Genomic DNA, 26,885 nt, shown 5'->3' with positions numbered 1-26,885 from the left:
CCCAGCCGAAGCTGGGTTTTTAGTTTCAATGAATCATTTACACAATTAACTCATTTTCACTTTGTCAAAGCTCAACTGACCATCTTGTGCAGTGATCATAATATTGTCTCCAGCCACATAGTAACCCGACAATATTTTTTGAGCTAAGTTGTTTTCAACCTGTTGCTGGATGGCACGTTTCAATGGGCGAGCACCGTAAACTGGGTCAAAACCAGCGTCAATCAATAAGTCAAAGGCTTGATCATCCACCGTTAAGCGCATATCTTTTTCAACCAAACGATCACGTAAACGATCCAATTGGATATCGGCAATACCACGAATTTGCGCTTTTTTGAGTGAATGGAAAACCACTAACTCATCAATACGGTTGATAAACTCTGGACGGAAATGTTGCGCCACGGCATTCATCACCACTGCTCGAACTTCTTCATCCAAAGGATTATCACCCAACTCACGCACATCACTCGAACCTAAATTCGATGTCATGACGATCACAGTATTTTTAAAGTCAACCACGCGACCTTGCGAATCCGTTAAGCGACCATCATCCAACACTTGGAGCAAGATGTTAAACACATCAGGATGTGCTTTTTCCACTTCATCGAACAGCACGACACTATACGGTTTACGACGTACAGCTTCGGTTAACACACCACCTTCTTCGTAGCCAACATAACCAGGAGGTGCACCCACCAAACGGCTGACAGAGTGTTTTTCCATAAACTCGGACATGTCGATACGAATCATGGCATCGTCACTATCAAACAAGAAGTTTGCCAGTGCTTTGGTCAACTCTGTTTTACCAACACCAGTTGGGCCCAAGAATAAGAACGAGCCGCTCGGTCGGTTCGGGTCAGACAAGCCCGCACGCGAACGACGAACCGCATTAGATACTGCAACCACAGCATCATCCTGCCCGACGACACGGTTATGTAAGAACTCTTCCATATGGAGAAGTTTCTCACGTTCACCTTGCATCATTTTAGCCACTGGAATGCCCGTAGCAGCACTAACGACTTCTGCAATTTCATTGTCAGTGACTTTGTTACGCAGTAGTTTTGGCTCTTCTTTTTCCTCAACGACTTCTTCTTCATTGAGACGTTTTTCCAGCTCTGGAATCACACCATACTGAAGACGCGACATTTCACCCAAGTCGTTTTCACGCTGCGCTTTTTGCAACGCAATACGCGCCTGATCTAATTCAGCTTGAACTTGTTTGGTGCCTTCAACTAAGGTTTTTTCAGCTTTCCAAACTTCTTCTAGATCATTGTATTCGTGTTGAACTTCACTGATTTGCTTTTCAAGATGAGCGACTTCCGCACGACTACCTGCATCTTCATCTTTTTTCACTGCTTCAAGTTGCAGTTTCAATTGAATCAAACGACGCTCAAGTTTATCCAAAGCTTCTGGCTTAGAGTCCAGCTCCATTTTGATACGAGAAGCCGCTTCATCAATCAAATCAATCGCTTTATCAGGCAATTGACGGTCGGTGATATAACGATGTGACATTTTCGCTGCTGCAATGATGGCAGAGTCTAAAATTTTCACACCATGGTGCACTTCGTAGCGCTCTTTCAAACCACGTAAAATCGCAATGGTGTCTTCCACACTCGGCTCATCGACCAACACTTTTTGGAAACGACGCTCTAGTGCAGCATCTTTTTCAATGAATTGGCGATATTCATCTAATGTTGTTGCACCAACACAGCGTAACTCACCACGTGCCAGAGCAGGTTTGAGCATATTGCCTGCATCCATCGCACCATCGCCTTTACCTGCGCCTACCAGCGTATGTAATTCGTCGATGAACAAAATGACTTCACCATCCTGTTTAGACAAATCTTTCAGTACTGCTTTTAAGCGCTCTTCAAACTCGCCGCGGTATTTAGCACCTGCAAGCAATGAACCCAAATCTAAGGATAAAACACGTTTACCTTGTAAGCTTTCAGGCACTTCACGGTTAATAATCCGCTGTGCTAAGCCCTCAACAATGGCTGTTTTACCCACCCCTGGTTCACCAATCAACACGGGGTTATTTTTGGTACGACGCGACAAAACTTGAATGGTACGACGAATTTCGTCATCACGCCCAATCACAGGATCTAACTTACCTGCAAGTGCGCGTTCAGTTAAATCAATGGTGTATTTATTCAGAGAATCACGTTGATCTTCATGATTGTTGCTCATGACTTTCTCATCACCTCGAATTTTTAAAATGACTTTGCGTAAGCTGTCTGCTTGTACGCCCACGCTGTTGAGTAGCGTTTTAGTTGCCCCCACTTCGGCCAAGGCTTGCATCACCCAATCGGTAGACAAAAACTCATCACCTGCTTTTTGCGCGAAGCTATCTGCCAAATTCAGTGCTTTGACTGCCTCTGAACTTAAGTTGACGTCTCCTGTAGGATTTGTCAGTGTTGGTGCATCAGCTAGCGCTTGTTTTAATTTGCTTTGTAAAGCAGGTAAATTGGCACCCGCTTGCTGCAACAAACTCAGATTAGAGGTTTCTTCTAACAATGTTGATAAGATATGAATACCTTCAATTGCGGTATGGTCTTTCCCCACTGCAAGTGATTGAGCATCTGAGAGAGCTTGCTGTAAGCGGTTTGTGAATTTTTCAAATCGCATTCTTGTTTTCCTCACAACAAATTTCGAACTTGATGGATATATGGGAACAATTGCTCAAAATTCAATTCAAATTTAATTAATTTTTCTACATTTTAACTTATTTTTCATTAGTTTATCTTAAGAATAAACTCATAAGACTCGGTTATAAGATGGGTCTTATCCGCCTTATTTTCAAGCGCCAACCTAGATTATTTATGTATTAAAGACCACGACGACCTATCAATCCGTGACAACCAAAATCATTTGATCAATTATTAATCAAACAAGCAACGCATTTTTCTATTTATTCGTGTGATGAATTGTGTCCCAGTTTACGGAATCAAAACAAAAGCGTGAAGCATGAAAAAGGCCGATCACTAGATCAGCCTCAAATGACTTAAAAGTCAGCGTTTAATTTGCTTCAATAATCTCAAAATCATGGGTAATTTCAACCCCACCATCCATCAACATTTTGCTCGCAGAACAGTACTTTTCTGCCGATAATTCCACAGCTTTTGCGACTTGTTTTTCCTTCACCGCATGACCCGTAATCACGAAATGTAAGTGGATTTTTGTGAACACTGCAGGGATGCTATCTGCCCGCTCTGCCTTGAGTTCACAGCGTACATCGCTAATTTCTTGGCGTGATTTTTTAAGTATGGTTACGATGTCAAAAGAAGCGCAACCACCCAGCCCTGTCAGGATCAATTCCATTGGTCTTGGACCACGGTTTTCACCCCCATATTCTGGCGATCCATCCATGATAACACTGTGACCACTTTGAGTTTTTGCTTCGAAAGCAACATTCTCTAACCAATGAACAGTTGTTTGCATTGCAAGTACCTAAAAAAAGCTATAGATTGACGAAGTGACTGTACACTAACATAAATTGAGTTGATAAGGAATTTCAGCTCTGACTGTGTGACAAGTTCACCCTAGGTCTGTGCGATCTATATTTTATCCATTTTCGGAACCGTTAGCATGACTTCAAGCTTTTCACAATTAAGCACTGATGCGCTGTCTCCAGGTCAACTCCCCGAGTCAGTCAAAGCATTATTAAAACGCGCATATATTAATCGTTATCCTAAGCGTACCACCATCGTAGATGCAGGCTCAGAATCTAAATCTTTATATTTGATTTTAAAAGGTTCGGTCTCCATTATTCTGCGTGAAGACGATGAACGTGAAATCGTGGTCGCTTATTTAAATGCGGGTGATTTTTTTGGGGAAATGGGTCTATTCGAAGCAAACTCACAACGTACTGCAGAAGTGCGTACCCGTGATGTCTGCGAAATTGCTGAAGTGACTTATGAAAACTTCCATGAGCTCAGCAAACAATACCCTGACCTAAGCTATGCAGTATTTGCACAGCTAGTTCGCCGTTTAAAAAATACCACTCGTAAAGTGACTGACCTTGCATTTATCGACGTTTCAGGTCGTATTGCACGTTGCCTAATCGACTTATCTTCGCAACCTGAAGCGATGATTTTACCAAATGGCCGCCAAATTCGTATTACGCGTCAAGAGATTGGACGTATTGTCGGTTGTTCACGTGAAATGGTTGGTCGTGTTTTGAAAACACTCGAAGAGCAAGGCATGATCGAAACTGATGGTAAAGCCATCTTAATTTTTGATGCCTCTTTAGAAGAGTCAAAAGCGAATGCTGATGACTATGAAGACGAAGAATAAGACTTTTCTCCATAGCTGATACAGCCAAAAGCAAATCTTAGGATTTGCTTTTTTTTATGTCTTTAAATCTGCTTCTGCTTTGACAAAATCATGACAAACTTTGTAAAAATAGTGATTTAACCTACTGGGCATAACTGTTTAACCTAATTCGACCGAAAAAACGCAGTCCATAAAAGGAAATGTTGAATGCAATTTAAACCCTTAGCCAATACAGGCATTTTGGTCCCTGAAATTTGTCTCGGCACCATGACCTTTGGTGAGCAAAACACTCAAGCTGAAGCCTTTGAACAACTTGATTATGCTTTAGCGCAAGGCATTAACTTTTGGGACACTGCTGAAATGTACCCTGTTCCTCCAAAACCTGAAACCCAAGGTGCAACCGAAAGTATTATTGGCCAATGGATTGCCCAGCGCGGCGGTCGAGACAAGCTATTTTTAGCCTCTAAAATTGCGGGGCCATCTCAAGGTGGTAGTCATATTCGTGATGGACAGACTCGTTTTAATGCAAGCGACATTTCTTCTGCCCTAGATGGCAACCTAAAGCGTTTACAGACCGATTATATTGATTTATATCAGCTACACTGGCCACAACGCCCAACCAACTTTTTTGGCAAATTAGGCTATGAAAACAGTGAAGCCCAAAACACGCAAACCGTGACCTCTTTACAAGAAACACTACAAGCATTAGAAGCAGAGATTCAAAAAGGGCGTATTCGTTATATTGGTTTATCTAATGAAACACCATGGGGCACCATGAAGTTTCTACAAATTGCAGAGCAGCTTGGTCTATCTAAATTTGTCAGTGTGCAGAACCCATATAGCCTATTGAACCGTACTTATGAAATTGGCATGTCAGAAATTGCGAAATATGAAGACGTTGGTTTACTCGCTTACTCCCCACTCGCTTTTGGCTATCTCACAGGTAAATTCCGCAATGGTGCACGCCCAGCGAATGCTCGCGTGACGCTTTTCAGCCGCTTTAGTCGTTATAGCAACCCAGAGAGTGAATGGGCAACAGAACAGTATGCACAGCTGGCTGAACATCACGGTTTAACGCCGACGCAACTGGCTTTAGCCTTCATCAAGCAGCAGTTTTTTGTGACCAGTACGATTATTGGTGCGACCAACTTAGACCAGTTGAAAGAAAATATCCAAGCCTTTGAGATAGATTTATCGGAAGAAGTTTTACAGGGTATTCAAGCTATCCATCAGCAACAACCTAATCCTGCGCCATAGATATTTCTTAGTTAGCTGTTCAGGTGAAACACGACTTCACCTGTCACAAATAATTTATACTTTTCAAAATCATCAACTGACATTAAAAAAGGACGCCTTAGCGTCCTTTTTTACTCAAAGATAAATTAACGTCTTTGATTATAAACCGCTTGAGCAGCAGCTAAATTCTTACGCATTGCTTCAATACGTTGACTATTTGATGGGTGTGTCGACAGGAATGAAGAACCGCCTGCTCCATCAAGCTTATTCATTTTTTCCCACAGACTAATTGCGGCTTGAGGGTTATAGCCTGCTTTAGCCATCAACATTAAACCACCTTGGTCTGCACGACTTTCTAAGCTACGTGAGTAAGGCAAACCAATACCAATTTGACTACCTAGCTGCGCTGCTGCTGAACCTGTTTGACCTACACCTGCCGCACTTAAACCAATACCCAATGCCAAATCCGTTAATGCCTGCGCACCCACTTTACTCTTCGAGTGCTCTTCTAAAGCATGCACCATCTCATGTCCCATCACCGCTGCAATTTCAGCATCCGTTAGGTTCAATTTATCTACAATACCTGTGTAGAATACTACCTTACCACCAGGTGCAACATAGGCGTTGACCTGATTTGACTTAAGTACTGCCAACTGCCAGTCAAATTTCGTTCCAGTTTGGTTCATTTGATCGGCATATGGCTTCAAGCGATTGAATACACCATAAATACGCTTATAGGTCGTAGATGAGGTATCTAAGGTCTTTGTGCTTCGCGCTTCATTCACTGTTTTGTTGAAGCCTTGGGTTGCTGCTGCATTTAATGTTGCAGTGTCTGCACCTGCCACTTCCGCAAAAGTTGCACAACCTGAAATGGTAACCACACTTGCTGCACACAAACTCATTAATATTTTATTTTTCATTATTGCTTAACTCCATCCATCTCAAAGCATTTTACATAATGTGCTGAATTATATTGAATAGATTTAAAGTGTTAAATATCATCACCGCGTTTTATCATAGCAATTATGTAAAAATATCTTCACAATTAAGTACAATAAGCCAAATTTCAGCGGTAAAGCCTTATCTACACGCCACCTTAAACCTAGTTACATAAACTGAATTAAAAGCCAATAAACCAAACACAGGATATTTAAACCCAAATACAGGTGGCTTAAAGGTTCAATTTTTTCCTCAAGGGTCGCACTTTTACGCTTTGCAAACAGAAATGCATTTTGGAGCAGAATGATCGGCACCAAGATACAAGCAATAATCACAGACAATCCAATGAGCGCACTATAAATCACGTCTGGATCGGTGGTTTGCCCTTGAATAATCATCATCGCGATTGTTGGCGCACCACCCATAGCAAAAAGTAGTGAGTAAAAAATAGTTCCCGCGATATTCTTTTGCATCCTGCCTGCTCATCTGTTTATTGTGCATTTTATTCTAACAAGCACTTATACACTATGTCGTGCTTATTCATGCAACTTTAGTCGGGAAAATCATTCCAGCTCAGCAGCTTAAATCAATATCTGTAACGCTCATTGTACAGATGGATCGCACAAATAAAAAACCCTGTACGAGACAGGGTTTTTTACTCAATGCTTTATCGTTTAAGCGTCAAATGGATGACGTAAAACAATCGTTTCTTCACGGTCTGGACCTGTAGAAATGATATCGATTGGGCATTCGATTAATTGTTCAATGCGTTTTACATAGTTGATCGCTGCTTGTGGCAATTGATCCATTGATTTCGCACCAAACGTAGACTCAGACCAACCTGGCATTGTTTCGTAAATTGGTTTTAAAGTTTCAAATGCAAGCGCATCAGAAGAACCAACACAACCAGAATCCGCTGCTTCGTAACCTACGCAGATTTTCACTTCTTCTAAACCGTCAAGAACATCAAGCTTAGTTAAGCAAATACCTGAAAGTGAGTTTACGTCTACAGAACGACGAAGGATTTCAGCATCGAACCAACCACAACGACGTTGGCGACCTGTAGAGGCACCAAATTCAGAACCTACAGTCCCTAAGTGCTTACCAATCGCATCACCTACGTCATTTGCAGCGTCATAAACCAACTCAGTTGGGAACGGACCTGCACCTACACGTGTTGTGTATGCTTTGGTAATACCCAATACATAGTCAAGATGTAATGGACCCAAACCAGAACCTGAGCTTACGCCACCAGCAGTCGTGTTTGAAGACGTTACATACGGATATGTACCATGGTCAACATCTAGAAGTGAACCTTGAGCACCTTCAAACATGATGTTGTCACCGTTTTTACGGTAATTATGCAGCTCTGTAGTGACATCAATCACAAGTGGTGCAACCACTTCACGCCATTGATCACACAGCGCAAGTACATCTTCTAATTTAACTGCTTCTACGCCGTAGAATTGTGTTAATTGGAAGTTATGGTACTCAAGAAGTTCAGTTAACTGAGCTTTAAGATGCTCGCCACCACGAACCAAGTCTGCAACACGAATTGCACGGCGTGCAACTTTGTCTTCATATGCAGGACCAATACCACGACCAGTGGTACCAATTTTTGCATTACCACGCTTGATTTCACGCGCTTGGTCAAGAGCAATATGATTTGGCAAAATCAGTGGGCAGTTCGGAGAAATACGTAGACGTTCTTTAACTGGCACACCTTCTTTTTCAAGAATGTCCATCTCTTTGATGAGCGCTTCAGGAGAAAGCACCACACCATTACCAATTAAGCACAGTACGTTTTCACGTAAAATACCAGATGGAATGAGGTGTAATACAGTTTTCTTACCACCAACGACAAGTGTATGACCTGCGTTATGTCCGCCTTGATAACGAACGACCGCAGCCGCTTGATCTGTGAGCAGGTCGACGATTTTACCTTTACCTTCGTCGCCCCATTGGGTACCGAGTACCACAACATTCTTGCCCATAATAGCCTCATTGCATCATGCTGTTAAAATTGATGAACTTCTCAGGTTTTAGCTTACCTGAAGAAGTGATTAAATTTGTTCTACAGTCCATTGACCTGCAACATTCACCAACTGGTGCGTTGCATATGGAAGCGTAGTTAAATCATCCTGCCCCAAAAGTTGAATCACACTCATACCTTGAGCACGCGTGTGTTCAATCGCTTGGATCAAATCTGTTTGGGTACCTTTGGGTGCAACCACAAGACTGTTTTGCTGAAAACGACCTGCACTGAGTGCATATAAGTCACAACTAAAGCCAGTTGCTGGACGTGCACGCCCAAAGTGCTCACCAATCCCGTCATAGCGTCCACCTTGTGCCAATGGCGCAGCACGGTTTGGTGCGTAAACGGCATACATTAAGCCCGTATGGTAGTGATATGAGCGTAGCTCAACCACATCAATACCCATCTGAAGATTTGGCCAACGTGCTTGAATCTCAGATTGTGTAGTTTTTAATGCATCAAAAGCGTGCTTAAATTCTGCATCGGCAATGACTTCTGCACTTAAATGCGTTTGCAAGGCAGCTAAGTCACTTGCATAACGACCTAAAGTATAAAAGTCAGCACCAAAGTTTAAATCTTGGGTAAATTCAGCCAATTCTGGCAGAGCTTTACGTTGGTATAAATCAGAGAGTTGGCGTTCAGTCGCTTTGTTTAAACCCGCAACCTTCACCATACTACGGAATAAGCCCACGTGGCCTAAATCCAAATGGATACCGTCTGCAAAACCTGTTTTTTCAAGCAGGCTGATCATCACATCAATCAGTTCCACATCGGCATCAATGCTGTCTGAACCAAATAGCTCAGCACCTAACTGCAAAGGTGTACGCGTGGTATTAAAGCCTTGTGGTTTGGTATGTAGGACTGTTCCTGCATAGCAATAACGAGCAACACCTTCAACTGGATGTACATGCGCATCAATACGAGCCACTTGTGGTGTCATATCGGCACGCACACCAAGCAAACGACCAGAAAGCTGATCAATCACTTTAAAAGTGGCTAAGTCTAAATCTTGATTCGATTCTGAAAGAGAAGATAACGATTCGATGTATTCAATGAATGGCGTGTACACCAACTGATAACCTCGATTTGCGAGGAAATCTAATGCTTGACGACGCAAAGTTTCAATCACTTGCGCCTGTTCTGGTAGTACATCAGCTACACCATCAGGTAATAACCATGTCTCTGAAATGGGCATGTTGTAAACCTAAAATCTTGTCTGCGCGGAACGAATCCGCATAAAAAAATCGGGGCACACCCGATTTCTCTTAGTCTATCACGATACAATGTGCTGTGCATTAGACAATTTCGGAAAATTTAATTTATCGTTTCGATGTCATCGTTAACAAGTTTATACATTCTGACCGATTTTGAGCGAGCCATTCAAAACATGTCTTTAGACAATGCCCAAGTATCATAATCAATAATATTAACTCATCCTAGTGCTCCGCACAGATTGGAAAAATTCATATAAGACTTTGTTTTATATTTTATTTCCAATTATATCGACACTTGCACAAAAGGCACATTCTTTTATACTTCAGCTCAATTTGACAGCAAAAATAAATACAACGGCGCTATACAGATAGCACTTTTAATCACATATTTTTTACTTGGGGAAAGTTCGATGGAAATGCACAGCAACTTATATTACAAGCATGCAGATGCTCAAATCATGTCAAAGTTAGACCGATTATTTCAAGAACATCGCGGCGATGCGAGTCAATTTTCAGCTTTAGTCTGTGACATCAATCCAGAACATGGTGCTGAACTGGCCAAAGATATTTTAAATACCGTCGATAATATCGAGTTTGACTTGGGTCCTGAATCGCTATACTCCCTCGCGGGTTATTCCATCGCACACTTTGTCCATGGTTCATCAGGTGATGAGTTCATGGAAGCGATTTTATTCTTCCTGAAAGCCTTGCTTCCAGACATCCATGCGCAAGCATGGGGTTGCGGTGATGATGATCCTTGGGAGTTTTGGTTCAAATTTGAAGGTGATGAACTGGTTCGTGAAGATGATGAACCTCTAAATGACCCTGAAGAAGATGAAGAAATTAAAGCCAGTATTTATGCATGGTGGCACGCAGATCTGCCTAAAGAAATTAAAGAAGGCTTTTTAAACGAAAAGTCATAACATCCTAATCAGCATGACTAGAGTACAAGTCCTATTTTTTAGTCATGCTGTCACATTCACGGGCGATTTAGCTATCAACTTTTGAGTTACCAAATCGGCAATTCTGTGGTTTGTTTGATATTTTGCAATGGAATTTCTGTTTTAATACTTTGTATATTGGGGATTTTATTTAGACGATGGATTTGAAACTGTCGATAGGCGTCTAAGTCTGCAACCACAATACGTAAAAAGAAATCACAATCCCCTGCCATTAAATGACACTCGACCACTTCAGGAACTTCACGAATCGATTCAACAAATTGGTTCACCGTTTGCGGATCCTGACTTTTTAGCCAAATGCGTGCAAACACGGTCAAACGCAGATTCACCTTAGCAGGATCTACCAAAGCCACATAAGCCCGAATAATCCCGTCTTCTTCCAGCTGTTTTACTCGCCTTAAACACGGTGAGGCAGACAGTCCAATGCGCTGAGCCAACTCATTATTTTGAAGTTTTCCGTCGGTTTGTAGTACTTGCAATATCCGCTTATCTGTTTGATCCATAAATCCCACCCTTAAAGCATAATCTTGCTCATATTTAAGCAATCGCAGCATATTATTCCAAACAAGCTCTATATTAAGCTAAATAAAGCAAAAAATATCTTCGGAAAAAGCCTAAACTTATTCACCTACTGCACCAAAACCTAGCACGCATAGGCGATTTAAAATGTTCTCCCTTAGAAATACGACTCAAGAACTCAATGACTCTACAGATTACGTCGAGTTTAAACGCGGTATTAAAACATCTATCCCCATGCTGCTGGGCATTATTCCTTTTGCTTTGGTCTTAGGAACACAAGCCACTCAAAAAGGCTTTAGCCATTTAGAAGTTCCATTATTTACTGGTCTAAACTTTGCGGGCGGTTCCGAGTTTGCAGTGCTCGAGGTTTGGACCAATCCACCAAATTTTCTCGTTTTAATTTTCATTACTTTTCTAGTTAATAGCCGTCATTTACTCATGGGTGCAAGTCTCGTGCCCTATTTACGCCATTTGCCTAATCGACAGGTTTTCCCTGCCCTGTTTTTCATGTGTGATGAAAGTTGGGCCGCAGCTCTTGCCGATGCAGAACAAAAGAAAAGATTTGGGCTACAACAGGCCTTTAGCATGTCCTACTACGCAGGTATCTGTTTTGCCCTGTACTTGATGTGGGTCAGTTTTACCAGCTTAGGTGCCATTCTTGGTCCTTTGTTAGGCGATGTTCACCGTTATGGATTTGATATGGCCTTTGCTGCAGTATTTTTGGTTTTACTGCGTGGTATGTGGAAAGGATTCAGTGCAGCACGCCCTTGGCTTATCAGTCTAATCAGTGCGGCCATTGCTTATTTATATTTACCGACGGGTTGGTATGTGCCTATTGGGGCAATCTGTGGCATCGCCTCTGCTTTCTTATTTATTCAGGAGGATGAGCTATGATCCACAGCACTACACTTGTCGCAATTTTATTGGTCGCAGCCACCACTTATCTGACGCGTATATTGGGCTATGTTTTGCTGAAAAATAAAACTTTAAGCAACAAACAACGAAAGATTTTGGAAGTTGTGCCGGGCTGCGTACTTATTTCAGTAATTGCACCTTATTTTGTCAAAGACAATGTCGCAGACCTACTCGCCATTGCCATCACTTTACTTGCAGCTTCACGCTTTTCACTCTTACCAACCGTTGTGATTAGTATGCTGAGCGCAGCATTATTACGTACCGTGCTCATCTAAACTTAATTTTTAGCGTTCATGCTGTACAGCTTTAGCGAGAATATTCACCAACTCAGCGTTTTGTAGCTCAACTTTTTGCAACTTAGAAGTGGTCTGCTCGATCACTTCCTGTTGAACATGCATCTTTTTTGCAAGATCTTGCATAATTTCCAAGGTCTTTTTTAAGTTTTCTTCAAGATGATGTACTTTTTCTTGCAGTTGATTCTGCTGTACGCTTGGATCGGTTTTATCTGCCTGATTTTTAAATTGAAACCAAATTAAAAATACGACAGCGACCGCCAACAGCAAAATAAATCCCCAAATTAAGATCAACATAAGCACCGCTCTACATTATTTTCGTTTATAGATTCATGATAACCACAAGTCTGTATTCGGTCTATGCCTATCATCTTGTTTTCAGAGTAAAAGATGCTTAAAAATAAAGACCTTTAGGTAGTTGACGCACTAAAAGATTCACACAAATCTAATAAGCGGTTTGCATAGCCCCATTCATTGTCATACCACGCAAAGACTTTAGCTTGATGCCCCACCACCATGGTTTGCGTTAAATCAACAATAAGTGAATAGGGTGAATGGTTAAAATCTGAAGATACCAAAGGTTCATCCGTCACATCCATAATTTCACGGTAGTCTGACTTCGCCGCCTGAATCAGCACTTCATTAATTTTATGGTCGGTAATCGGTGTTTGCGAAATAAAAGTTAAATCAATTGCCGCCACATTAATGGTTGGCACACGAATCGAATAACCATCGATACGATCGGCCATTTTTGGCATAACTTGTTTTAAAGCACCGAGGGCTGACGATGTGGTGGGAATAATATTTTGACCTGAAGCACGGGCACGTCTTAAATCACGATGCGCATGATCTAATACAGACTGATCGGCAGTCACTGCATGAATTTCGGTCATGAGCGCGGTATCAATCCCAAAAGCATCATCAATGATTTTAACCAAAGGCACTAAGGCCTGCGTGGTACATGACACACTGGAAATGATTTGGTCACTCACTTTGACCTCATGGTGATTCACCCCATACACAATTGCAGCATCAACCGAATCAAAAGGTGCTGCACCAATAATCACGCGCTTTGCACCTGCGCTGATATGCCCTGTTGCCGCTTCACGCGAGCGAAATAAACCTGTGCACTCTAGAACCACGTCGACATTGAGACTTGCCCAAGGTAAATCCTGCGGGTTTGCCTGACACAATACTTCAACTTTGAGCTGCGCTTGATCTTTAGAAAGATGTAAATAAATCCTTTCATTTTCATAACTTAAATCGACTTTGCCCGGAAATCGCCCATGCGTGGTGTCATATTTAAATAAATGCAATAAGGTTTCTACATCTGCTACATCATTTACTGCGACGATTTCAAACTGAAAGTTCTTTGGATTTTCAAACCAAGCGCGTAGTACATTACGTCCGATTCGACCAAATCCATTTATCGCCACTCGTTGCATGACTTGCCCTTATTTATAAAATGATGAAAGATAAAGCAGGCCTATATTAATGGATTTATATAGGTTTGGTTAAGCTTTCTTTTTCTATCCCCCATCAGTGAAGATGATGAATATGAACCCTTAAGTCATAAATTGACCAGCCTGACAACCTCGCACTAATCAACTCATTTCCATGAAATGATATAAATATCCAACAATAACAAGCAAAATCTTAGAACCATCGAATACATAGAAATGTCATCAATTCGCCTTAAAGTGATTGGTGCAACATCCTTTTTCCGTTATAATTTGGCGTTTTAAAATTTTTAAGCCAGTATCTGAAGTCAGCGTATTTAGAATAAGACTTTCTTCAGCTACTATTAGCCAAATCGAAATTATGGAGTGACTTGGTTGTGAGTACTCGTTTTATGACATCAGCTGAAATTCGCGAAGCTTTTTTAAGCTACTTTGAATCGCAAGGGCATACACGTGTCGCGTCGAGTTCTCTAGTTCCCGCCAACGACCCTACTTTGTTGTTTACCAACGCGGGTATGAACCAATTTAAAGATTGTTTCTTAGGCCTAGAAAAACGTGATTATGTACGTGCGGTGTCTTCACAAAAATGTGTCCGCGCAGGTGGTAAACACAACGACTTAGACAATGTCGGTTATACCGCACGTCACCATACCTTCTTTGAAATGTTAGGTAACTTCTCATTTGGCGACTACTTCAAACGTGATGCGATCAAATTTGCATGGGATTTTCTAACAGGTGAAGCTTGGTTAGCGCTGCCTAAAGACAAACTCTATGCAACGGTTTACCACACTGACGACGAAGCATTTGACATCTGGAACAAAGAAATTGGTTTAGATGCATCTCGTATTATCCGTATTGGCGACAACAAAGGTGGCCAATACGCATCAGATAATTTCTGGGCAATGGGTGATACAGGTCCATGTGGTCCATGTTCTGAAATCTTCTTTGACCATGGCGACCATATTTGGGGTGGCTTACCAGGCACACCTGAAGAAGATGGCGACCGTTTCATTGAAATTTGGAACAACGTTTTCATGCAGTTTAACCGTACTGCAGATGGCGTATTACACCCTCTTCCGGCGCCTTCTGTGGATACAGGTATGGGCTTAGAGCGTATTTCTGCTGTTTTACAACACGTTAACTCAAACTACGAAATTGACCTGTTTCAACACTTACTCAAAGCAGCCGCTGAAATTATTGGTTTAGATACCGCTGCACATGAAGCAGAAGCTAGCGAAAAAGGTACACCTGTTCAGTACCCTGCATCACTTAAAGTGGTTGCGGATCACGCACGTTCATGCTCATTCCTGATTGCTGATGGTGTAAACCCATCAAATGAAGGTCGTGGTTATGTACTACGTCGTATTATTCGTCGTGCAGTTCGTCATGGTAACAAGCTGGGTGCTACAGGTTCATTCTTCCATAAAATGTTGCAACCTTTAATTGAAGTGATGGGTCAAGCTTACCCAGAACTTGAAACGCAAAAAGTACGTATTGAAGCGCAATTGCTGAAAGAAGAAGAACAATTTGCTAAAACCTTAGAGCAAGGTTTGAAATTGCTTGAGGGTGAATTGGCTCAACTCAAAGGTTCAGTGATTCCAGGTGAAGTGGTTTTCAAACTGTATGATACTTACGGTTTCCCAACTGACCTGACTGCTGACATCGCTCGTGAACGTGATTTAACCATTGATGAAACCGGTTTTGAAGTTGAAATGGCTGCGCAACGTCAACGTGCACGCGATGCAGGTAAATTCGCAATTGACTACAACTCTGTTGTTAAAGTTGAAGGCGAAACTCAGTTTAACGGCTATGACGCAACGGTTGGTGAAGGTCAAATTATCGCGATCTATAAATATGGCGAACAAGTTGATGAAATCGTTGAAGGTGACGAAGCCCTCATCGTACTGAACCAAACCCCGTTCTATGCAGAAAGCGGCGGTCAAATTGGTGACACAGGTATTTTCAAAAATGACACAGGTATTTTTGAAGTCCAAGACACCAAGAAATCTGGCGGCGCTTTTGTACACCAAGGTATCGTGACTGTAGGTAGCATTAAGCTTGCTCAAAATGTTGAAGCAACAGTCAAAGCAGATATCCGCGCTGCAACTGCGCGTAACCACTCTGCAACTCACCTTTTGCATGCTGCACTACGTCAAATTTTAGGCGAACACGTACAACAAAAAGGCTCATTGGTTGCGTCAGACATCTTACGTTTTGACTTTGCCAACGATCAGCCCGTTTCGTTTGAACAACTTCAAGAAATTGAGCGTTTGGTCAATGCTGAAGTGATTGCAAATACAGCAGTAAGTACTGAACTTCTCGACATCGAATCTGCGAAAGCAAAAGGTGCGATGATGTTGTTCGGTGAAAAATATGGTGATGAAGTTCGTGTACTTTCAATGGGTTCAATCATTGAAGAGAAAAACTTCTCAATCGAGCTATGCGGTGGTATTCACGTTAAACGCACAGGCGACATTGGCTTGTTCAAAATCACTTCTGAAGGTGGTGTAGCTGCGGGTGTACGCCGTATTGAAGCGGTAACGGGTACCAAAGCCGTTGAAGTTGCTCAAAAAGCTGACCGTGATATCAATACCATAAACGGTTTATTAAAAGCTCAAAAAGACCAAACTTTAGAAAAAGTTGAAGCCTTAGTCGACACAGCATCAAGCTTGCAAAAACAGATTGAGCAACTCAATCAAAAACTTGCCAGCTTCCAAGCTGCTGAACTGCTTAGCCAAGTTCAAACGCTTGCAGGTCGTCAAACGCTAATCACGACTGTTCAAAACATGGATGCGAAATCACTTCGCAACCTACATGACGGTGTGAAATCAAAATTAGAAAATGCAGTCATCGTACTTGCTGGTGTTGAAGGTGACAAAGTTAGCCTGATCGCATCTGTAGCAAAAGACTTTACTGCTTCTATTAAAGCAGGTGACATCATCAAACATCTAGCAACTGAGCTTGGTGGTAAAGGTGGTGGCAAACCTGACTTAGCACAAGGTGGCGCGCCACTAAACGAGAAGTTTGCAACAGTGATGGCAGATTTAACTGCTTGGCTTGAAGCGAAATAAAACTTCACCTTTTGTGTAACTGACCCTGAATGATGCATTCAGGGTCATGGTTTATATGGAACAACTATGGCATTAATCGTTCAAAAATATGGCGGTACCTCTATGGGTACTCCAGAGCGCATTTTAAATGTTGCTCGTCGTGTAAAGCGTTGGCATGACCACGGCCACAAGGTTGTGGTGGTTGTATCAGCAATGAGTGGCGAAACCAATCGTCTGCTTGCTTTAGCGAAAGCCATTACCGAAACCCCTGACCCACGAGAATTAGACCAAATGGTTTCTACGGGTGAACAGGTAACGATTTCAATGTTAGCAATGGCGCTCAATTCTATTGGCGTCGAAGCTAAGTCACTTACAGGTCGCCAAGTCGGTATCAAGACGGACAATGCGTTTACCAAAGCACGTATCGAGTCAATTGATACCGATACCATGACTGCGCATTTAGATGCTGGTCGTGTGATCGTGGTTGCTGGTTTTCAAGGCTTCGATGCCGATGGCAACACCACCACCCTCGGCCGTGGCGGTTCAGATACTTCGGGTGTAGCACTTGCTGCGGCATTAAAAGCAGATGAATGCCAAATCTATACAGATGTAGATGGCGTTTATACCACTGACCCACGCGTTGCACCAAAAGCGAAAAAAGTAGACCGTATTTCATTTGAAGAAATGCTGGAAATGGCATCACTTGGTTCTAAAGTTCTACAAATTCGTTCGGTTGAATTTGCAGGAAAATACCAAGTGCCTTTACGCGTATTATCAAGTTTTGATAATGACGATGATGGCGCATTCGACGAAGACTTTAAAAAGAACGTCGGAACACTAATCACCACTGAGGCGGAAGACAACATGGAACAACCAATTATCTCTGGTATCGCATTTAACCGTGACGAAGCTAAACTTACGATTCTAGGTGTTCCTGATGAACCAGGTATTGCATCTAAAATTTTATCGCCTATTGGTAATGCCAACATTGAAGTGGATATGATTATCCAAAATGTTGAAGAAGATGGTACAACTGACTTCACTTTCACGGTAAACCGTGGCGAACTTGCAAAAGCAACAAAAATTCTTCAAGAAACTGCTCAAGCTATTGGTGCGCGCGAAGTTGCTACACGTGACGACATTGTTAAAGTCTCAATCGTAGGTGTAGGTATGCGCTCACATGCAGGTGTTGCAAGTAAAATGTTTACTGCCTTGGCTGATGAAGGCATCAACATTTTGATGATCTCAACTTCAGAAATCAAAATTTCTGTGATTATTGAAGAAAACTACTTAGAACTTGCTGTACGTTCTTTACACACTGCTTTCGGTTTAGACCGTGAACATGGTGAATCAAGCGCACGTGCTTAAGCAATCTTGCGAAAAACTTGTCATTGTCTGACAGTTTTTGCAAAAGACTACAAAAATCAGGGGCCACTATAGTTTTTTCTATAGTGGCTCTGTTATATTAAGCCCGAGGCTTTCTTAAATTTAGATGAATGTTATACCTAATGTCACTAGATATCTAAAAATTCAAGTGTCATGCGGTTGTATTAAACATTTGTTTAAATTTTTTTAAATACAAAAAATTATGTATTTTACTTTAGTACAACTGCAGGTTTAGCGTTTTGCAAGGAGATAAACATGCTGATTTTGACCCGACGCGTCGGTGAAACATTAATGATTGGGGATCAAGTAAGTGTTACTGTACTTGGTGTCAAAGGCAACCAAGTTCGTATTGGTGTCAATGCTCCCAAAGAAGTATCTGTACATCGTGAAGAGATTTATCAACGCATTCAGCATGAACGTGCAATGCATGAACATCTTCAACATCTTGATCAGGACTACCAGCCTGCATTTGAAGATGAAGGTGCACAGCAGAATAATTTCAATCGTTAAGATTGAAACATTCAGATATAAAGCGGCCCGATTGGCCGCTTTAAATTTTTATACAGTCTCTTTTTGCTCAAATGCCTCAATTACTTTCTTTACAGGCCCAAAACTACGACGATGCTCGTCAATGACCCCATGTTCAGCAATCGCCTCAAAATGCGCTTTGGTTGGATAACCTTTGTGTTTGGCAAAACCAAACTGAGGATATTTTCGGTCCATCTCAATCATTTGATGGTCACGTGTCACTTTGGCCAAAATACTCGCCGCTGAGATTTCAGCATGTAAAGCATCCCCGCCCACAATTGCCTCACAGCTCATACTCAAGCCTTGTGGAATTTTATTACCATCAACCAAGACATGTTCAGGCTGTATTGCAAGCTGTTCAACCGCGCGGCGCATCGCAAGCAAAGATGCTTGTAAAATGTTGATCTCATCAATTTCAGCAGCACTCGCCTCAGCAATCGCCCATGCTAATGCTTTTTCCTGAATTTCGACAAAAAGTTTTTCACGTTTTTTTTCAGTCAATTTTTTGGAATCATTCAACCCTTGTATTGGGTTATTGGGGTCTAGAATTACCGCAGCAGCGACCACTGAACCCACCAAAGGGCCGCGCCCTGCCTCATCTGCACCTGCAATTTGCATTTTCTACTCTCATAAAAAATGGCTGATAACAGCCATTCTAAAAATTTAACAATTTATTCGGCTTAGTTTAGCATTTCGGAGGCGCATGTGGCTGTTGTTTTTGTTGCGGCTAAAGTACCATAGGTTGCCTTTGCTTTGGGATCAATTGCCGCCAAAGCCAACTGCTCTTTAGACAATACTTTGGGAGAGTTATCACCTACACAGTTACATACTTCACGTTTTTTCTTTTGTTTTTGGTCTTCTGATAACAGCTTACTGCCCATGATCCATGTCGGATTAGTTTCGATTTCATCCATACATTTTGCATGTGAGGCCATTTTAATAGCCGAGATTCCATCATCATCTGAGCTAGATAAAGGATTCGACACACACGCGGAAAGCATAAGCGAGCCAAACAAACAGAGAATTAACTTATCATTTTTCATACAGATACACCCTTTGTTGTAAAAGAAATCAGGCTTAAATTGTTATTATTCACATCAATATAAAAGATAAACACCAAAAAGTACAAAAAAACCGCAAAGAAGCGAAGCATGTCCCCCACTTCTTTGATATATCACAACTTAATTCACCGCTTCAGCCACACATGCATTGATAGTTTTCGTCACAGCATTGCTAATAATAGTTGTACGCGCCGCAGGGTCAATGGCCGCTGTTGCCAGGTCGACAGCCGTAATATTTTGTGGGGCTTTCTCACTGACACAACCACAAATTTCGGTTTGAATATCGGTTTTTTGGTCAGCCGTCATAAATTTGGTTGCTGTTTTCCATGCTGGTAGATTATTCAACTCAGTCGTACATTTTGCATTAATGGCAATTTTAAGCGCTGCTGTACCCAGTTGTTGCGTGGTGGTCGTCGTATTGGTCGTTGCCATATCAGTCGTTGTACAAGCCGAAAGGATCAAAGCCAAAGGAGCAAGCACTGCAATCATTTTTTTCACGGATATATCCATTTATAACAGTTAAAGTGCGCGTATTTTGCCGAATCTTTGCTATTTACGGAAACACTATTTCCATACCATTTTAATATCTTTCGCTTATTACACAGTTTTAGATCAGTCATGCGCCATTGGTCTGTGCAGCGTTGCAGAATATCAACGCTATGTTGCATCTACTACATTTTTGACATATCTATAGCTCTATAAAATAGCGCAACATAAAAATGGATGTGAATCTAATGAACTTGGCAAATACCCATTACACGCGTACTGCTCAAATCCTGCATTGGCTCATGGCAATTATCTTTATTGCTGCTTGGCTGATTGGTTTTTATAGCGGAAACTTCCTCAGCTATGATGCTGATGGTAGCTTTAAAGGGGATGTCATTACCTTACATAAGAACATTGCAACCACGATTATTTTTCTGGTGGTGATTCGTATCTTTTGGCGCTATACCCACCCTGCACCCAAACTTCCAGACAGTATGTCACCGTTCATGCAAAAAATGGCACACCTCGGTCATTTGGCTTTATATTTCATTTTGTTGGCTTTGCCAATTACTGGCTGTTTATTTAGCTGGAGTGCTGGGCACCCTGCGCCTGTATTGTACCTTTTTGAAATTCCCCGTTTAGTACAAGACACCCCTGAATTACTCGCAATCGTAAAACCTTTACATATCTGGATTTCATGGGCTGCAGGATTGCTGTTAGTGGGTCATATTGCAGCAGCACTGAAACACCACTTTATTGATAAAGATAATGTGTTAAATAGCATGACCAAACAAGCAAAGTAAGACCAAGTTGAATTAGCCTAAAAGCATCAATCTGTTGCTTTTAGGACTTCATCCACCACACATCCTTTCAGCGTATTCAACACACCCTGTTGGACCACCTGTTTTTTGACTTGTTCATCAACCACTGCGCGCAACAAAGTTATTGCTGGAATATCCTTTAACGCATTTTCACCCACGCAACCACAGATTTGCGTTTGGAGCTGATTCTTTTTCTCTTCACCAAGCAATGCTGTACTGACTTTCCACAGCCTTGTCGCTTCAAGCTCGACACCGCACTGATACACCACCACTGGCTTTAGTAGTTTTTGCGTTAACCCAATATCCGTTTTGAGCAAATAAACTGCAAAGAGCACAAAAATAACCACAAGCAATGCAATGATTTTTTTCATATCGACCTCACATAAAAAAGACAGAGCGAACTCTGTCTTTAAAAGGACATTAGATTAAGCAATGGCTACAATTTCAGCCGCCCATTTTTGCTTCTCTTCTGCCGAAATAAACGACGCTTCAAAAGAGTTCAACGCCAATTGTTTTAGCTCAGCTGCTGTTAAGTCTAACGCATCTGTAATGGCAATAAAGTTATCATTCATATAACCACCAAAGTACGATGGATCGTCTGAATTTACTGTTACTTGCACACCTTGTTGCAACAAACGGCGGATATTGTGCTGTGCCATATCGTCAACGACACATAACTTTAAGTTACTGAGCGGACAAACGGTCAGTGGCATTTTCTCTGCGATCAAACGCTGCATTAATACAGGATCTTCTTCAGAACGCACACCGTGGTCAATACGATTCACTTTAAGCAAATCTAAAGCTTCCCACACATATTCTGCTGGACCTTCTTCACCCGCATGCGCAACCACTAAAAAGCCTGCTTCACGTGCTTTAGCAAAGACACGTTCAAACTTTGAAGGAGGATGCCCAACTTCGCTTGAGTCCAAGCCTACACCAATGATTTGATCTTTATACGGCAATGCCTGTGCTAAAGTTTCAAGGGCTGCTTCTTCACTTAAATGACGCAAGAAACACATAATCAAATGCGAACTAATGCCAAATTTTGCCTTGGCATCATCACATGCGCGTTGCAGACCATTAATCACTGTTTCAAAAGCAATACCGCGGTCAGTATGCGTTTGTGGATCAAAGAACATTTCGGTATGCACTACACGATCTTCGGCACATTTTTCAAAGTATGCCCAAGCCAAGTCATAAAAGTCTTGCTCATGAATCAGTACATTTGCACCTGCATAATAAATGTCTAAAAATGATTGTAGATTGTGAAAATTATAAGCCTGTTTCACTTCTTCAACCGACATATAAGGAATGTCTATTTGATTACGCTGTGCGATTGCAAACATGAGTTCTGGCTCAAATGTCCCTTCAATATGCACATGCAATTCAGCTTTTGGTAAAGCACGAATGAGCTCCAATTGACTCATATCTTTTCCTCTTTAAAAATAAAAAAGGGCGTAAACTGAGTTTACACCCTTATCACTATTTGATGAATTAGCCACCAAATAACGCGAATTTTAATGCCCAAAGCACAGCCACGATCCACACCATGTAAGGTACAGTCGCCGCTTTACCGGTGAACAATTTAACCAATGCATAGCTAATAAAGCCCATCGCAATACCATCTGCAATTGAGTAGGTAAATGGCATAAATACAATGGTTAAGAACGCAGGTACAGCTTCAGTAATATCATCCCAATCAATATGGGTAATCCCCTGAATCATCAACACACCAACAAATAACAATGCTGGAGCTGTTGCAAAACCAGGTACAGATTGAGCTAGAGGTGCTAAAAACAAACATAAGATAAATAACACACCGACCACAACTGCGGTTAAACCTGTACGGCCACCAGCAGCAACACCCGCAGACGACTCAATATATGGTGTCGTCGAAGATGTACCTAATGCTGCACCAGCAACAATTGCGGTTGAGTCTGCAAATAATGCTTTTTTCAAACGTGGAAGCTTGCCATCTTTCAGTAAGCCTGCACGGTGTGACACGCCAACCAATGTACCTGTTGAGTCAAATAAATCGACCAAGAAAAATACAAAGATGACACCCACTAAGCTTGCCGTAAATAGACCTTCAAAGTCCATTTGCATGAAAGTTGGAGCAATTGATGGAATCTCACCAACAACACCTTTAAACTCGCTTAAGCCCATTGCTGTTGAAATTGCAGTTAAAGCCAAGATGCTGATAATAATAGCACCACGCACTTTAAAGTGATGCAGTACAACCACCATCAAGAAGCCAAATAAAGCCAAAAGAACCGTCGGTTGCTTTAAGTCGCCCAATCCAACCAAAGTCGCTGGATTGTCCACAATAACGCCTGCATTTTTTAAAGCAATCAGCGCAAGGAATAAACCAATTCCGCCGCCAATCGCAAGCTTAAGCGACATTGGGATTGCATTCACAATGGCTTCACGGATCTTAAACATACTGATCGCAATGAACACCAAACCTGATACAAACACTGCAGCTAAAGCAGTCTGCCAAGGCACACCCATACCCATACACACCGAATAGGTAAAGTAAGCGTTTAAGCCCATACCCGGTGCTAATGCAATTGGATAATTTGCAACAATACCCATAACCAAACAGCCAATTGCGGCTGCAAGACAAGTCGCTACAAAGACAGCACCATGATCCATCCCCGTTTCGGATAAAATCATTGGATTCACAATAATGATGTAACACATGGTTAAGAATGTGGTTACACCTGCAAGAAGCTCTGTACGAAAACTGGTTTTATTTTCACTCAGTTTGAACATACGCTCGAGCATATTTTCTGAAGATGGATTAGGAGTCGTCATGACCTAGCCCCTGTAAATAAACTTTTAAAACTGTATAACTGCCAAAAAATTTCGACACTCAGTACGATGAAAATCTGATTAAATTTCTGGAAGTTAAAGCAATGAATATGCCAAATTTCCTCAATTCAGGAAAAGTTTATTTAGCCATGAATGATTCAAACGTATGGTCGAACCATATATACCTAAACAAAAAAGCCGCATAAACCGTATGCAGCTTTCAACAAAAACGTCATTTTAGACTCAAAGTCTAAAATTCAATATATCTTGGCGCGAATTATAACACACTGATTTTTAATTGTTTTAAATTTATTTTTAATTAAAATTCAACACGATAAGTCATTTATACATGATTTTATTCTATCTTAAGCTTCAAATTACTTTAATGGAGACCTGATCGATTATTGCTTCAGCATCACTTTGAAAACGAGCTATTGACTTTTTCAGGCACGACGTTTGCCTTTGAGAGAGGACTCAACTTTTGCACTTTAGGCTCAGTACTGTTCATGAGTTGATTCAACTGTTGCTGTTTTTTCGTTTCTGTATCCTGAAAAACAACAAACCCAAGCAAACAAACAGCAGCCACAAAAATAGGGATTAGAATTTTTTTCATGACATTCACAATATCCACAACTGCTTTAGCATGATTACAAATCATAACAAATAATACAAAGGGCCACACATTTATCAGATAAAAAGTATCTTCACACTTTATAGTTTTTTCTGATTTAATTATTTCAATAACATAAGATTAAATTAAATGAGTGAGAAAAAAATATGATCAAAGTGCTCAATTTTGTAATATTTTATATTTCAAAAAATTACAGTTGATTAACCTTTTATGAACATAATTTGGTTTAGACAAGATCTTCGCATACACGACCATGCCGCACTTTGGCATGCAAGCCAACATGGACCTATGCTGGCTTTAGTGATCCTATCCCCACAACAGTGGCTATTACATCATGATGCAGCTGTAAAAATTGATTTATATGTCAGACAATTGCACGATTTAAAACAGAGCCTTGCTCAGCTGAATATTCCTTTGCTCATTCTAAATATTCCGCTGTGGCAAGATATTCCACGTCGGCTTTCATCTTTGTGTCATACACTGCAAGTACAACAGATTTTTGCAAATATCGAAATGGGCGTGAATGAGCTTAAGCGCGATGCCGAAGTTCAACAATGCTTAAATCAGCAACACATTGAATTTACGCTCTTCCAGGATCGAACCCTCTTTCCCTTAAACAGTATTCGTAACCAATCTGATAAGCCCTATCAAGTCTTTGGTGCTTTTAAAAAAACCTGTTATGAACGCTTAAATATTGGCTTACCGCAGTGCTATCCTCTCCCTTCTGCACAGCAACCTATACAGCTTCCTGCCGATTTAAATACAACCATTCCACACATTGAATCACTGATTGATGTGAATACGAATGAATTAAATCAAATTAAAGCCTATTGGCCTGAAACGGAAATATATGCACTTTCAGTGCTCGATGATTTTATTGATCACAAAGTTAGTGACTATCAAAAAGAGAGAGACTTTCCATTTTTAAATAGCACCAGCCAACTTTCAACCTATTTAAATCTCGGGATCGTGTCGATTCGCCAGTGTCTCAATGCCCTGTTTCGTGCTCAACACGGTCAATTTATGATTGATAACACAGGCCAGCAGACTTGGTTAGATGAATTACTTTGGCGAGAGTTTTATCAGCATATTTTATTTGATTTTCCACATGTCTCTAAACACCTGCCCTTTAAAGCCAGCACGCAGCGTATTGTATGGCGAGATTCGCCTGAAGATTTAAACGCATGGCAAAAAGGTCGTACTGGTATTCCAATTGTAGATGCAGGTATGCGGCAACTCCTTGCGACTGGTTGGATGCACAATCGTGTCCGTATGATTGTTGCAATGTTCTTAACTAAAAACTTGTTGATTGATTGGCGTTTGGGCGAGCAATGGTTTATGCAACATTTGGCTGATGGTGACTTAGCTGCCAATAATGGCGGATGGCAGTGGTGTGCCTCCACGGGCACCGATGCTGTACCTTACTTCCGAGTCTTTAACCCTGTGAGCCAATCTCAGAAATTTGATAGCAATGGTGACTATATTCGACAGTGGCTGCCAGAGCTTGCACATTTAGATGCCAAAAGCATTCATGAGCCTTATGCGAAGCAGCCGAATATGGATTTGGACTACCCCAAACCAATCGTCGATTTAAAATCCAGTCGTATTCGTGCCATCGAAGCATTTAAAGGGCTTTAAATACCTAAAGTTTGGGTTAAGTTCTGCTTAGCCAGAGGCTCATAGCGCTTTTGGAAAAGTGGCGTCTGGTACAGAGGGTGCATTTCTAAAAAGTGCCTTAACACTTGTTGACGCTTCTGCACATAAAGTGAGGGCTCAACCCAAGCATATTCTTGCTGAATTTGGCGTTCATATTCAGCAAAACGCATAGGATCGCTGGCTAAAATAGCCAGATCAATATCCAATAGATAAGCCAAATCAGTATCAGCTGTCGGTGCATGTGCTTGGGTTGCCAAAATCCATGCATAGATCTTTGCAATTTGCTCAGCTCCAAGCACATTTTTAAGCATCCGTTGCATATAATCAGCGCTTTGCTGCTCATTGTCATGTGCTTGCGGGTTATAAATGACATCATGAAACCAAATGACCAACTCAACAGATAAAGTATCGTCTAAGTAGGTTTTGATCTGATGAAAATGCTCTAAACATTCAACAATATGTTGAATGCTATGATAATGCCGCTGTACTTCACTATAGGCATCATATAGCATGGCATGGAACTTTTGAGTGGTATCGTCATCTAAACTCAATTGCCTTGCGGTGAGCGCCCAATAGTCCTGAAACTGTTTTGTATATTGCACCATTG

The 26,885-nt window shown here is 41.4% G+C and carries 27 protein-coding genes; 10 read left to right on the top strand and 17 right to left on the bottom strand.

The window, feature by feature from the left end; translation table 11 throughout:
- Positions 1 to 45: 45 nt before the first annotated feature.
- Both clpB and AC5EUN_RS04740 read right to left on the bottom strand, forming a co-directional pair.
- Positions 46 to 2,625, bottom strand: a complete 2,580-nt coding sequence (gene clpB, locus AC5EUN_RS04745; RefSeq protein ID WP_010327124.1) for an ATP-dependent chaperone ClpB — start codon at positions 2,623 to 2,625, stop codon at positions 46 to 48.
- 390 nt (positions 2,626 to 3,015) lie between these two features.
- Positions 3,016 to 3,438 (bottom strand): OsmC family protein, encoded by a 423-nt coding sequence (locus tag AC5EUN_RS04740; protein ID WP_010327125.1) that lies wholly within the window; start codon positions 3,436 to 3,438, stop codon positions 3,016 to 3,018.
- A 147-nt stretch (positions 3,439 to 3,585) separates the two neighbouring features.
- Between AC5EUN_RS04740 and crp the strand changes: the two genes are divergently transcribed.
- Entirely contained in the window at positions 3,586 to 4,293 is a 708-nt protein-coding gene (gene crp / locus AC5EUN_RS04735) for a cAMP-activated global transcriptional regulator CRP (RefSeq protein WP_004696183.1), read from the top strand.
- Positions 4,294 to 4,479: 186 nt separating this feature from the next.
- On the top strand, positions 4,480 to 5,529 hold the full coding sequence (locus tag AC5EUN_RS04730; protein WP_010327126.1) for an NADP(H)-dependent aldo-keto reductase: 1,050 nt from the start codon (positions 4,480 to 4,482) through the stop codon (positions 5,527 to 5,529).
- Positions 5,530 to 5,654: 125 nt separating this feature from the next.
- Here AC5EUN_RS04730 and AC5EUN_RS04725 read toward each other — a convergent pair whose 3' ends face one another.
- From AC5EUN_RS04725 to AC5EUN_RS04710, 4 genes are all read right to left on the bottom strand, one after another.
- Complete coding sequence (locus AC5EUN_RS04725; RefSeq protein ID WP_004982314.1) at positions 5,655 to 6,428, bottom strand: M48 family metallopeptidase; 774 nt, start codon at positions 6,426 to 6,428, stop codon at positions 5,655 to 5,657.
- A gap of 186 nt (positions 6,429 to 6,614) precedes the next feature.
- Positions 6,615 to 6,920 carry a hypothetical protein gene (locus tag AC5EUN_RS04720; RefSeq protein WP_004696180.1) on the bottom strand — a complete coding sequence of 102 codons (306 nt, stop codon included), beginning with the start codon at positions 6,918 to 6,920 and terminating at the stop codon, positions 6,615 to 6,617.
- A gap of 201 nt (positions 6,921 to 7,121) precedes the next feature.
- Positions 7,122 to 8,441 (bottom strand): adenylosuccinate synthase, encoded by a 1,320-nt coding sequence (locus tag AC5EUN_RS04715; RefSeq protein ID WP_004696178.1) that lies wholly within the window; start codon positions 8,439 to 8,441, stop codon positions 7,122 to 7,124.
- 69 nt (positions 8,442 to 8,510) lie between these two features.
- Positions 8,511 to 9,677, bottom strand: coding sequence for an ATP phosphoribosyltransferase regulatory subunit (locus AC5EUN_RS04710; RefSeq protein WP_010327127.1), 1,167 nt, complete (start codon positions 9,675 to 9,677; stop codon positions 8,511 to 8,513).
- 429 nt (positions 9,678 to 10,106) lie between these two features.
- Between AC5EUN_RS04710 and AC5EUN_RS04705 the strand changes: the two genes are divergently transcribed.
- Positions 10,107 to 10,619, top strand: a complete 513-nt coding sequence (locus AC5EUN_RS04705; protein WP_010327128.1) for a hypothetical protein — start codon at positions 10,107 to 10,109, stop codon at positions 10,617 to 10,619.
- Between the two features lie 86 nt (positions 10,620 to 10,705).
- Here the strand turns inward: AC5EUN_RS04705 and AC5EUN_RS04700 are convergent, their stop codons facing one another.
- Positions 10,706 to 11,161, bottom strand: a complete 456-nt coding sequence (locus AC5EUN_RS04700) for an Lrp/AsnC family transcriptional regulator (RefSeq protein WP_005400579.1) — start codon at positions 11,159 to 11,161, stop codon at positions 10,706 to 10,708.
- 163 nt (positions 11,162 to 11,324) lie between these two features.
- Between AC5EUN_RS04700 and AC5EUN_RS04695 the strand changes: the two genes are divergently transcribed.
- Together AC5EUN_RS04695 and AC5EUN_RS04690 are read left to right on the top strand one after the other, a co-directional pair.
- Positions 11,325 to 12,071, top strand: coding sequence for an AzlC family ABC transporter permease (locus AC5EUN_RS04695; RefSeq protein ID WP_029575069.1), 747 nt, complete (start codon positions 11,325 to 11,327; stop codon positions 12,069 to 12,071).
- On the top strand, positions 12,068 to 12,367 hold the full coding sequence (locus tag AC5EUN_RS04690; RefSeq protein ID WP_010327130.1) for an AzlD family protein: 300 nt from the start codon (positions 12,068 to 12,070) through the stop codon (positions 12,365 to 12,367). The genes AC5EUN_RS04695 and AC5EUN_RS04690 overlap by 4 nt, the downstream gene beginning before the upstream one ends.
- A 9-nt stretch (positions 12,368 to 12,376) precedes the next feature.
- On the opposite strand, the gene AC5EUN_RS04685 is transcribed toward AC5EUN_RS04690, so the two are convergent.
- Together AC5EUN_RS04685 and AC5EUN_RS04680 are read right to left on the bottom strand one after the other, a co-directional pair.
- Positions 12,377 to 12,682 carry a hypothetical protein gene (locus tag AC5EUN_RS04685; protein WP_010327131.1) on the bottom strand — a complete coding sequence of 102 codons (306 nt, stop codon included), beginning with the start codon at positions 12,680 to 12,682 and terminating at the stop codon, positions 12,377 to 12,379.
- 113 nt (positions 12,683 to 12,795) lie between these two features.
- Positions 12,796 to 13,830 carry a type I glyceraldehyde-3-phosphate dehydrogenase gene (locus AC5EUN_RS04680; protein WP_010327132.1) on the bottom strand — a complete coding sequence of 345 codons (1,035 nt, stop codon included), beginning with the start codon at positions 13,828 to 13,830 and terminating at the stop codon, positions 12,796 to 12,798.
- 392 nt (positions 13,831 to 14,222) lie between these two features.
- On the opposite strand from AC5EUN_RS04680, the gene alaS reads away from it, so the two are divergent.
- From alaS to csrA, 3 genes are all read left to right on the top strand, one after another.
- On the top strand, positions 14,223 to 16,916 hold the full coding sequence (alaS, locus tag AC5EUN_RS04675) for an alanine--tRNA ligase (protein ID WP_171056723.1): 2,694 nt from the start codon (positions 14,223 to 14,225) through the stop codon (positions 16,914 to 16,916).
- Between the two features lie 66 nt (positions 16,917 to 16,982).
- Positions 16,983 to 18,263, top strand: coding sequence for an aspartate kinase (locus tag AC5EUN_RS04670; protein ID WP_010327134.1), 1,281 nt, complete (start codon positions 16,983 to 16,985; stop codon positions 18,261 to 18,263).
- Between the two features lie 273 nt (positions 18,264 to 18,536).
- The gene (csrA, locus tag AC5EUN_RS04665; protein WP_004982340.1) at positions 18,537 to 18,791 is read left to right on the top strand and encodes a carbon storage regulator CsrA; all 255 of its coding nucleotides are present in this window, start codon (positions 18,537 to 18,539) and stop codon (positions 18,789 to 18,791) included.
- A gap of 48 nt (positions 18,792 to 18,839) precedes the next feature.
- On the opposite strand, the gene rnhB is transcribed toward csrA, so the two are convergent.
- From rnhB to AC5EUN_RS04650, 3 genes are all read right to left on the bottom strand, one after another.
- Entirely contained in the window at positions 18,840 to 19,427 is a 588-nt protein-coding gene (gene rnhB, locus AC5EUN_RS04660) for a ribonuclease HII (RefSeq protein WP_010327135.1), read from the bottom strand.
- 62 nt (positions 19,428 to 19,489) lie between these two features.
- A complete protein-coding gene (locus tag AC5EUN_RS04655) occupies positions 19,490 to 19,852 on the bottom strand; it encodes a hypothetical protein (RefSeq protein WP_010327136.1) in 363 nt (120 codons plus the stop codon).
- Between the two features lie 138 nt (positions 19,853 to 19,990).
- A complete protein-coding gene (locus AC5EUN_RS04650) occupies positions 19,991 to 20,368 on the bottom strand; it encodes a hypothetical protein (RefSeq protein ID WP_010327137.1) in 378 nt (125 codons plus the stop codon).
- Between the two features lie 236 nt (positions 20,369 to 20,604).
- On the opposite strand from AC5EUN_RS04650, the gene AC5EUN_RS04645 reads away from it, so the two are divergent.
- Complete coding sequence (locus tag AC5EUN_RS04645; RefSeq protein ID WP_010327138.1) at positions 20,605 to 21,159, top strand: cytochrome b; 555 nt, start codon at positions 20,605 to 20,607, stop codon at positions 21,157 to 21,159.
- Between the two features lie 26 nt (positions 21,160 to 21,185).
- On the opposite strand, the gene AC5EUN_RS04640 is transcribed toward AC5EUN_RS04645, so the two are convergent.
- The 4 genes from AC5EUN_RS04640 to AC5EUN_RS04625 all read right to left on the bottom strand — a co-directional run bounded on the left by AC5EUN_RS04640 (position 21,186) and on the right by AC5EUN_RS04625 (position 24,604).
- On the bottom strand, positions 21,186 to 21,548 hold the full coding sequence (locus AC5EUN_RS04640) for a hypothetical protein (RefSeq protein ID WP_010327139.1): 363 nt from the start codon (positions 21,546 to 21,548) through the stop codon (positions 21,186 to 21,188).
- A 54-nt stretch (positions 21,549 to 21,602) separates the two neighbouring features.
- Positions 21,603 to 22,604 carry an adenosine deaminase gene (locus AC5EUN_RS04635; RefSeq protein ID WP_010327140.1) on the bottom strand — a complete coding sequence of 334 codons (1,002 nt, stop codon included), beginning with the start codon at positions 22,602 to 22,604 and terminating at the stop codon, positions 21,603 to 21,605.
- 67 nt (positions 22,605 to 22,671) lie between these two features.
- The gene (locus AC5EUN_RS04630; RefSeq protein ID WP_004696144.1) at positions 22,672 to 23,994 is read right to left on the bottom strand and encodes an NCS2 family permease; all 1,323 of its coding nucleotides are present in this window, start codon (positions 23,992 to 23,994) and stop codon (positions 22,672 to 22,674) included.
- A gap of 412 nt (positions 23,995 to 24,406) precedes the next feature.
- Entirely contained in the window at positions 24,407 to 24,604 is a 198-nt protein-coding gene (locus tag AC5EUN_RS04625) for a hypothetical protein (protein WP_224216868.1), read from the bottom strand.
- Between the two features lie 228 nt (positions 24,605 to 24,832).
- Here AC5EUN_RS04625 and AC5EUN_RS04620 point away from each other — a divergent pair, with 228 nt between their 5' ends.
- Positions 24,833 to 26,260 (top strand): cryptochrome/photolyase family protein, encoded by a 1,428-nt coding sequence (locus AC5EUN_RS04620; protein ID WP_029575071.1) that lies wholly within the window; start codon positions 24,833 to 24,835, stop codon positions 26,258 to 26,260.
- Here the strand turns inward: AC5EUN_RS04620 and AC5EUN_RS04615 are convergent.
- Positions 26,257 to 26,883: an HD domain-containing protein gene (locus AC5EUN_RS04615; RefSeq protein WP_029575072.1), complete on the bottom strand. Its 627-nt coding sequence runs from the start codon at positions 26,881 to 26,883 to the stop codon at positions 26,257 to 26,259. The genes AC5EUN_RS04620 and AC5EUN_RS04615 overlap by 4 nt on opposite strands.
- Between the last annotated feature and the right edge of the window lie 2 nt (positions 26,884 to 26,885).

It is taken from the genome of Acinetobacter sp. CAU_H_S170_2, assembly GCF_058890445.1.
This window is presented reverse-complemented; position numbering and strand designations above follow the sequence as displayed.

Coding starts and splice junctions, on each gene's coding strand:
- AC5EUN_RS04725 (WP_004982314.1), bottom strand. CDS start 6,428: ATGAAAAATAAAATATTAATGAGTTTGTGTGCAGCAAGTGTGGTTACC.
- AC5EUN_RS04630 (WP_004696144.1), bottom strand. CDS start 23,994: ATGACGACTCCTAATCCATCTTCAGAAAATATGCTCGAGCGTATGTTC.
- AC5EUN_RS04710 (WP_010327127.1), bottom strand. CDS start 9,677: ATGCCCATTTCAGAGACATGGTTATTACCTGATGGTGTAGCTGATGTA.
- clpB (WP_010327124.1), bottom strand. CDS start 2,625: ATGCGATTTGAAAAATTCACAAACCGCTTACAGCAAGCTCTCTCAGAT.
- AC5EUN_RS04670 (WP_010327134.1), top strand. CDS start 16,983: ATGGCATTAATCGTTCAAAAATATGGCGGTACCTCTATGGGTACTCCA.
- AC5EUN_RS04620 (WP_029575071.1), top strand. CDS start 24,833: ATGAACATAATTTGGTTTAGACAAGATCTTCGCATACACGACCATGCC.
- AC5EUN_RS04685 (WP_010327131.1), bottom strand. CDS start 12,682: ATGTTGATCTTAATTTGGGGATTTATTTTGCTGTTGGCGGTCGCTGTC.
- AC5EUN_RS04625 (WP_224216868.1), bottom strand. CDS start 24,604: ATGAAAAAAATTCTAATCCCTATTTTTGTGGCTGCTGTTTGTTTGCTT.
- AC5EUN_RS04645 (WP_010327138.1), top strand. CDS start 20,605: ATGAACTTGGCAAATACCCATTACACGCGTACTGCTCAAATCCTGCAT.
- AC5EUN_RS04640 (WP_010327139.1), bottom strand. CDS start 21,548: ATGAAAAAAATCATTGCATTGCTTGTGGTTATTTTTGTGCTCTTTGCA.
- AC5EUN_RS04695 (WP_029575069.1), top strand. CDS start 11,325: ATGTTCTCCCTTAGAAATACGACTCAAGAACTCAATGACTCTACAGAT.
- AC5EUN_RS04740 (WP_010327125.1), bottom strand. CDS start 3,438: ATGCAAACAACTGTTCATTGGTTAGAGAATGTTGCTTTCGAAGCAAAA.
- AC5EUN_RS04730 (WP_010327126.1), top strand. CDS start 4,480: ATGCAATTTAAACCCTTAGCCAATACAGGCATTTTGGTCCCTGAAATT.
- AC5EUN_RS04715 (WP_004696178.1), bottom strand. CDS start 8,441: ATGGGCAAGAATGTTGTGGTACTCGGTACCCAATGGGGCGACGAAGGT.
- AC5EUN_RS04690 (WP_010327130.1), top strand. CDS start 12,068: ATGATCCACAGCACTACACTTGTCGCAATTTTATTGGTCGCAGCCACC.
- AC5EUN_RS04720 (WP_004696180.1), bottom strand. CDS start 6,920: ATGCAAAAGAATATCGCGGGAACTATTTTTTACTCACTACTTTTTGCT.
- crp (WP_004696183.1), top strand. CDS start 3,586: ATGACTTCAAGCTTTTCACAATTAAGCACTGATGCGCTGTCTCCAGGT.
- AC5EUN_RS04655 (WP_010327136.1), bottom strand. CDS start 19,852: ATGAAAAATGATAAGTTAATTCTCTGTTTGTTTGGCTCGCTTATGCTT.
- csrA (WP_004982340.1), top strand. CDS start 18,537: ATGCTGATTTTGACCCGACGCGTCGGTGAAACATTAATGATTGGGGAT.
- rnhB (WP_010327135.1), bottom strand. CDS start 19,427: ATGCAAATTGCAGGTGCAGATGAGGCAGGGCGCGGCCCTTTGGTGGGT.
- AC5EUN_RS04705 (WP_010327128.1), top strand. CDS start 10,107: ATGGAAATGCACAGCAACTTATATTACAAGCATGCAGATGCTCAAATC.
- AC5EUN_RS04635 (WP_010327140.1), bottom strand. CDS start 22,604: ATGAGTCAATTGGAGCTCATTCGTGCTTTACCAAAAGCTGAATTGCAT.
- AC5EUN_RS04700 (WP_005400579.1), bottom strand. CDS start 11,161: ATGGATCAAACAGATAAGCGGATATTGCAAGTACTACAAACCGACGGA.
- AC5EUN_RS04615 (WP_029575072.1), bottom strand. CDS start 26,883: ATGGTGCAATATACAAAACAGTTTCAGGACTATTGGGCGCTCACCGCA.
- AC5EUN_RS04680 (WP_010327132.1), bottom strand. CDS start 13,830: ATGCAACGAGTGGCGATAAATGGATTTGGTCGAATCGGACGTAATGTA.